2 protein-coding genes are annotated in these 2669 nt (G+C 34.5%); both read left to right on the top strand.

The features are described from left to right. Positions 1 to 112: 112 nt before the first annotated feature. Entirely contained in the window at positions 113 to 1264 is a 1152-nt protein-coding gene (locus FJV36_RS12930; RefSeq protein WP_158728885.1) for a hypothetical protein, read from the top strand. Positions 1265 to 1267: 3 nt separating this feature from the next. Then, positions 1268 to 2035, top strand: a complete 768-nt coding sequence (locus FJV36_RS12925; RefSeq protein WP_158981186.1) for a hypothetical protein — start codon at positions 1268 to 1270, stop codon at positions 2033 to 2035. Positions 2036 to 2669: the final 634 nt, after the last annotated feature.

Genomic DNA, 2669 nt, shown 5'->3' with positions numbered 1-2669 from the left:
GTAATGTTGGACTTATTTTAGATTGTTGATGAACTTTGTGGGCACGGAATGCAATTCCGCGCTATCGTACGTAGAGACATATCCGCGCTATCGGGGACTTTGTGGGCACGGAATGCAATTCCGCGCTATCGTACGTAGAGACATATCCGCGCTATCGGGGGCTAGAACCTTTCTTCAAACACTAGAAAAACTAGATGTTGCAGGACAGTTAATAGGGAAAGTTTTTAGAGTAGGAGGTAAATTTTTAAAGCCAATACTAAATCCTATTAGTAAAAAAATTAAATTTGCATTAGCTGAAGGGGTACAATTTGCCCAAAGAATTGAATTCAAACTGCCTAATAATTTATACTGTGGCATTCCTTACCTTGAAATAAAGTTAAGAGACAGATTAAAAGCACTTACGGCAAATGAAATCAAAAAACTGGAAGACGATATTGCCCGTCAGTTAAACGACCCAAATATTCCAGTTGATGAAAACGGCAATAAATTACTGGAGTTAGATATTGATGGCGAAAAGGTACCTGCGGTAGTAGGTACAAACGAAGGGTTAGATAAAATTGATGATGGGGTTGGTGTTAACGGGGTGGGGAAACTAGGCTTATTATCTAAATTAGACAACTTTTTAAATCTTAAAAAATGGGTATACTCACTTGACGATTTAGCAGATTCAAGGCTTATTTCTAAACTAGAAGATTATATTACTGCTAATCCAACTAAGCTGCAGAAACTTGAAGCTGTTTTAAATGCACCAGTTTTAAAAAATCAAGAGTGGGATAATTTAGAAAAAGTTTTTGATGCCTTTAAAAAAGCAGAAGCCAAAGGGCTTTCAGTTGGACACAAGAAGTTTCCAGCAGTTGATGATGAAGGAAGCGGCTCTTTCGTTTTAAAGAATGCGAAACAATACCAAGCAGAAGCCAGTGGCGATGCTGCTCTGAGCCTCGAAAAAGCAAGTACAAGTTGGGATAACATAGATGATGCAGGAAAGTTAATTGACAGAAAGTACGGGCATGGTACTAGTGTATTTAATCAAGTGGATGATGGCTTTGGAGGAAAAATAATTTCTGTAAAAAATCAAACACGAGCAAATAGTATAATTGAACAAGCTACACGTCAAGTTAATGCAGCTGGAGGCACTCAGATTAAATGGGAGATCTCAACTGAATTAGGAGCAAAAGGAATTAAGAAATTATTTGATGAATCAGATAATATTTTATTGAAGAACATTGAGGTAGTTTTTATACCACAGATAAAAATAATTCCATAAAATATGGCAAAAAATATATTTAGCTTATCGTTTGTTTTGCCGTCTCAAAAATTAAGCATAAGAGAGACTGTATTTAAACTTCTATCCTTATTAGAAATTTTAAGGATAGAAGATGATGTATTTACAAAATTCAAGGTCTCTGCATTACACTTTAAAAGTGTAGCTTTAAATTTAGAAGAAGGTAGTTTTGAAGAAAACGTAATGAAACTATCGGAGGTAATTCTTCAGTTTAATTTTGAAGATATTAGACAACATGAAAAAGAAGAAAATCCAACTATTGATTTTAGTAGAGATTTTGGGTATAGGTTTCTCTTTCAATTTAATAAAAATAACAAACAGCATTTTTCTATTACAGGAAATATTTCATCAAGTCAGTTTTGTGGTTTAGGAATTGAATATTTTCCTTTCGAAAATAGTGATTATGATTTTGATTGGTATATGAATATTATTAGAAAGACAAATGATTTTTTAAAACCTAAATATAGTAGTGTAAAAATTATATTAGATCAATATATGGAATTATATCATCCTCTTAAAATTATGTACCCACTAGGCTGGATAACTTATTTTTCAAATGACAGTAATATAAAAATATCTGAAAAAACTGACTTTGAAATCATTCAAGAAGAAAATGGGCAATATGTAATCGCCACACGAGAAGATTTTACCACTAACAAAGAAAATTTTTTTGCAATTAAAGAAAAACTTATTGAAGGTATGAAGGTACTAAAAAGTACATGTAACGAATATTCCGATCCTACTAGAAGCTGATCCCGATGGCTCGGATATGACGAGTATTCTTGATATTGATAAAACCCCCGATAGCGCGGATATGTCTCTACGTACGATAGCGCGGAATTGCATTCCGTGCCCACAATCAAAGTCAAATAATACAAGTAAAAACAAAAAAGCAACAAGTAAAATTGTTGCTTTTTTGTTTTGAAATTTCCAGCTGGCGATCGTTTGCAACGAGTCATGACAACAAGGATTTACTTCGTCAGTTCGCTATCGCTCGGGCGCTATCCGTGCCCACACAGTGCATCAACAATCTAAAATAAGTCCAACATTACAACATCTAAATCATTGTCTAAACCCTATGGCTCGGATATGTCTCTACGTACGATAGCGCGGAATTGCATTCCGTGCCCACAATCAAAGTCAAATAATACAAGTAAAAACAAAAAGTAACAAGTAAAATTGTTGCTTTTTTGTTTTGAAATTCCCGATCGCGCGGATATGACGAGCATTCTCGATAGTCATAGCGCGGAATTGCATGCATAAGTGTTCGAAAAACCCGATAGCGCGGATTTGTAATCTGTGCCCAGAACGATGAGCACAAGCATAATCCGTAACCTCAAAACAAATTTACACGAAAACCAAAAAATAAAAGATATGTAATTGTTTT

Origin of the sequence: Flavobacterium sp. I-STPP5a (assembly GCF_009764685.1) — a bacterium.
Taxonomy (GTDB): domain Bacteria; phylum Bacteroidota; class Bacteroidia; order Flavobacteriales; family Flavobacteriaceae; genus Flavobacterium.
Note: the sequence above shows the minus strand (reverse complement) of the source record. Positions and strands in the feature narration are given on the sequence as shown.